5 protein-coding genes are annotated in these 4,489 nt (G+C 61.1%); 3 read left to right on the forward strand and 2 right to left on the reverse strand.

Translation table 11 applies throughout. From position 1 onward, the window contains the following. Positions 1-74 precede the first annotated feature (74 nt). Positions 75-644: a septation protein IspZ gene (locus BFL43_RS00220; protein WP_276206076.1), complete on the forward strand. Its 570-nt coding sequence runs from the start codon at positions 75-77 to the stop codon at positions 642-644. Positions 645-1,504: 860 nt separating this feature from the next. On the opposite strand, the gene BFL43_RS00230 is transcribed toward BFL43_RS00220, so the two are convergent. Together BFL43_RS00230 and BFL43_RS00235 are read right to left on the reverse strand one after the other, a co-directional pair. Then, on the reverse strand, positions 1,505-2,527 hold the full coding sequence (locus tag BFL43_RS00230; RefSeq protein ID WP_084889726.1) for a hypothetical protein: 1,023 nt from the start codon (positions 2,525-2,527) through the stop codon (positions 1,505-1,507). 393 nt (positions 2,528-2,920) lie between these two features. After that, complete coding sequence (locus BFL43_RS00235; RefSeq protein WP_084889728.1) at positions 2,921-3,136, reverse strand: hypothetical protein; 216 nt, start codon at positions 3,134-3,136, stop codon at positions 2,921-2,923. Positions 3,137-3,320: 184 nt separating this feature from the next. Between BFL43_RS00235 and BFL43_RS00240 the strand changes: the two genes are divergently transcribed. Next, positions 3,321-3,626 carry a transposase gene (locus tag BFL43_RS00240; protein ID WP_084889730.1) on the forward strand — a complete coding sequence of 102 codons (306 nt, stop codon included), beginning with the start codon at positions 3,321-3,323 and terminating at the stop codon, positions 3,624-3,626. After that, positions 3,578-4,489, forward strand: a 912-nt coding sequence (locus BFL43_RS00245) for an IS3 family transposase (RefSeq protein WP_168176492.1), incomplete at its 3' end; no start/stop codon positions are given. The genes BFL43_RS00240 and BFL43_RS00245, both read left to right, overlap by 49 nt.

Here is a 4,489-nt window from a genome sequence, read left to right on the forward strand (position 1 = left end):
CCGCCAAGCTCAGCTCGGCGTGTTGAACCAATGACCGGATCAACCGTTATTCAGACAGTCCCGCTTATAACGTCGTGCTCGCGCTGGCGTTCCTAGTGTCCTACCGGTTGGGCGGAATCTATGTTGCTACTTCCGTCCTGATGGCAGGGGTATCACTTGAAGTCGCTTACATCTTCGTATCGGGTCGCCGACCGACGAAGCTTGAGTGGGTTGGGCTGGCTCTTGTCATTGCGCTGGGAGCCGCAACGCTGCTCCTGGGCGACGCCTTGTTCATCGAGTGGAGGCCAACCGGCTTTTACTGGCTGTGTGCGATCGCGCTGGCCGGCACACGGCTCTGGATGCGGAAGAATCCGGTCGCAGCAGTACTGAACAGTCATGTGCCGATGGCCAGCCGCCCATGGGAGCAGGTTCTCTGGCTGTGGATAGCATTCCTCACACTCCTTGGAGCGCTAAACCTAGTGATCGCCTACAACTTCTCACTCGACACATGGGTCAACTACCGGGTTTTCGGTGCGCCGGGGCTGATCGCAATTTTCGCGCTAATGATGATTGTGTGGAGGCGAGATGACATCAAACGGGCATGGCGTACGCAGCGCGCAGCTACAACACTCGCGCAGAAAGACAGCTCGTCAGCAGACCGGTAGAAGTCAAAGCTAGCGGGCTCGCGTAGCCGCCTCTGGGAGTCGAAGATCAGTTTGACCGGTGCGCCGGCCGCCAACTCCAAACCGGCGTTCGACCAGCTCAACAGGACCTGCTCTGGCGATTCGTAGCAACGAGCTTGAGCGAGTCCCGTAGACGCCCAGCTTGACGAATCGGCTGGAAAGACGGCGCTCCAGGACCGCGCCCACGCCCGTGTCAGGCAAGCGCGCGCGGTCAGCGACCTGTGAGTCTGACAAGCCATCAAAGTAGGGGAGTGCAGACTCAGGACTTCCTGGATCCGCGGCCACCGCGGTGGTGAACTGATTCACTCCGTCGGCTACTTTCGGCCACGGCTCGTCCAGACCTCCGTTCGATAGACCGTGAATGCCTTTGGTGATCTCGACCAACCTCGGCGCAGGCCGGTTAGTCAGGTAGAAGCAGTCGTGGGCATCCCCAAAAATAAGATTGAACGGGCGGTACCTGGTGTCGTCTGCCAGGACATCGAGAGACCACTGGCGCGCCGTCTGGTGGGTCGTCAGGAAGTCGGTAAGCAAGAGGCCGCGCGATCGGTAGTGGAGGTCGGACTTTGATCGTCGTGGGAGCCCTTCTCTCACGTTGGTCACCAGGGCGAAGCGACCAGTTTCGTCTGCCCCAAGCCAGGTGCCGCCAGCAATGTCTTTGCCGCCGACAATCTTCGGGGTTGTGGGCCAAACGTGGATTGGTTCGGACTTCCTCCAGAAAAACTCATCTCGGTTGGACGCCAGAACTACCACGTAGTCGGGGTGCGCCTTCCAGGCCAGGAATGCAACACACATAATCGGGTCTCGCTTCCGGATGCTCGAATCGATGGGTTGCTCCAACGTGTTCACTGATGGGTACAACGTACGGCGACGTCGCCGTAGGGGAGTCGCCACCCGTGGTCGTCGCAGGTCCGGCAACCGGCGATGTCCTGCTGCTTGTCTTCGTATTCGAGCTGGCGTGCGTCGTCGAGGGCTCCGGGCCGGTTTGCCAGGTCTCCATGGTGGTTGAGGATGCCGGCGAGCAGTGCGATGGGTTTGTGGGGTTTGTGTGCGATCCAGTTGCCGTTGCCGGGCAGGGTGTAGTCGTGCAGGAGTTGGTTGAGGTCGCGGAAGGTCCAACCATGTCTAGCTGGTTGTGCCAGAACGTGTGACCAGGCTGCGGGTGTAAACCGTCGAGCCCAAGTTGGTGTTCGTGGGTCCTGGCGCCATCTGGAGGCCAGCAGTAGCCCTTTCTGGTCGGGTTCGGGCCCGGTCCACCTTCGTCTGTCGGTAGCTCGGTCGCGCGCAGCGCGGCCTTTGAGCTTTCCGGCTGTGCCGGTGGGGGTTAGTGAGTAGTTACCAAGGTGGGATAGGCACCCTAAAGGGTGCCCTTCGGGGTGGGGTGCCGCGGCGGTATGACGTGCGGTTTTATCCACAAGCTGCGGGCTGTGCAGGGCGTAGACCGAGGCCCATCCTCGAGCGCGGCTGCCGACGCGGTGGGAGGCAAGACGTTCGCCCAGGGTGCGTTGGCGGCCGCGAACGATCTCGGTGGCCACGCCGAGGAGTCGGAGGACGTGGCGTGCTCGTTGGATGGTGCGTTCGCCGTAACCGGTGATTTCGATGAGTCGGTCGAGGGTGGGTCGGCAGTTACGGCCGGTGCGGAAGTCTGCGTGGACTGCATGGGCGGCAGCGATTTTGATCAGGGTTTTGAGGGAGATGTCGTCTTTGCGGTGTTTGGTGCTGTGGGCACCAATGAGGTGCCGGATCTGGTTGTAGTGCTGGGCGTAAGCGATAGGGACCGCCCAGGTGATCCAGTGATCATCTTTGTTCCAGCAGGGGACCCCAGCGTAGGCGTCTTTGCCCAGGTCAAGGGCGATGCTGTCGCGCACGCGCAACTTCTGAACGATCTTCTGGGCGTCAGCTGCCGGGGCAGCTTGCGCGACGATCGCGAACAGTCGACCGTGCGCAGTCGTGGCACGGCCCCGCCGTCGGCGCAGGGGCGAAGACCCGCAGTAGCGACGGGTAATAGAAGTGTGGTCGGATTCTGTATCCGACACGTGATGTGCAGGGATTGCACACCCTTTAGGGTGCGCGCTACCCTGAGACCTGTCCGGCAAAGACAGTCCCTTCGGGGAGTGGGCGATCTCAAGTCGTCCTGGAGCTCCGAGTTAGCGCTCAGAGTTCGAAACTTAAGAGAAGCCCTCTGGCCCGGCAGCCAGGGGGTTTCTCGCATTTCAGGGCGAGTTGAAACCGCTCTATATGAAAATGTGCGGTTGAGTTCTTCAGGCGCTCTTAGGGAACAGGACCTCCTGGTCTCGCGGATCGACACGGTCGCGGACGGCGGCGTTGATGACTGCTTCGAGCCAGTCCTGCGTCGTCATTCCGCACTCGCCGGCCACCGCTGCGGTGTCACTCTTGAGTCCCGCGTGAACACGACACTTCAGTTCCTCGCGCGGCCCCTTAGAGGGGCGTCCTCGTTTCCGCGGTGTGGTGGCCATGGCCTTGATTTTGGGGGCACAGAAAATTATTCCTCGTATGACACGCCGGGGAGGCCACATTTTGGTGGCCTAAAATTCGCGGAGGGTCGATAGCACTACGGATTGGCAGCCCAGCCCTGAGGTTCCCCCCAGGTAGTGGACACCGAGCTAGCGGGATCAGCGGTTCCGCTGGGAGGATGTTCACATGTCGCGGAAGCGTCGGTCGTTCACGACCGAGTACAAGGTCGATGCTGCGCATCGAGTGATCGATTCTGGTCGATCCATCGCCGAGGTCGCACGAGACCTCGGCCTCAACGAAGGCCTGCTGGGGCGGTGGGTCGCTGATGAGCGCCGGCGCCTGGACGCAGCGCGGCGAGAGGGCGATGAGCCACTGACCGCAGTCGAGCGCGACGAGCTTGCCCGGCTACGCCGGCAGGTCGCCGATCAGGAGAAGGACATCGCATTCTTGAAAAAAGCGTCGGCGTACTTCGCGGCGAACCATCAACGGTAGAGAAGTACGCGTTGATGGCCACGGAGTGCGCCACCACAGCAATCAGTCGAATGGCCACCCTGCTGGGTGTGTCAGCCTCGGGTTACTATCGGCATCTAAAGTCAACCAGGGCAACAGAATTAGGGATACAGAGGCAGCGTCGGGAAGAGTTGGCTGTGCGAATCGCTTCGATCCACGAAGACTCCCACGGTGTCTACGGATCGCCGCGGATCACCGCTGAGCTACGCGCGCGGGGCGAGTTCGTCACCGAGAAGACCGTCGCCAAAATCATGGCCGAGCGGGGCCTAGCTGGTATCAGTCCGCGCACCTTCTCGCCGCCGACGACGATCGTCGATCCGTTCGCGACGTTCCCGCCGGATCTGGTCGACCGCGTCTTCGATCAGGGCCGCACCGACGCCGTGTGGACGTCGGACATCACATATCTGACTTGCGGTGGCGAAGACATGTATCTGTGCGTGATCAAGGATGAGCATTCGAAGCGGGCGTTGGGGTGGGCTGTGGCCGATCACATGCGCGCTGACTTGGTGACCGATGCGGTCGATATGGCTGCTCGTACCCGTCGCGGTCGAACCAAGGGCATCATCATGCACTCGGACAGGGGATCTCAGTACACATCGTCCTTGATGACGAATGCCTGCGGGAAGTACGGTCTGCTTCGGTCGATGGGTCGGACCGGGGTGTGCTGGGACAACGCCGGTGCCGAGAGCCTGTGGTCGACGTTCAAGCACGAGCACTACTACCGCCACAGCTACGTCTACAAGAGCGAACTGGTTGCTGCGGTTGACAATTGGTTCGACTACTACAACACTCGACGGAGGCACTCAACGATCGGGATGCTCAGTCCCATCGACTACGAGATGTCA

It is taken from the genome of Williamsia sp. 1135 (assembly GCF_002095395.1).
Taxonomy (GTDB): domain Bacteria; phylum Actinomycetota; class Actinomycetes; order Mycobacteriales; family Mycobacteriaceae; genus Williamsia.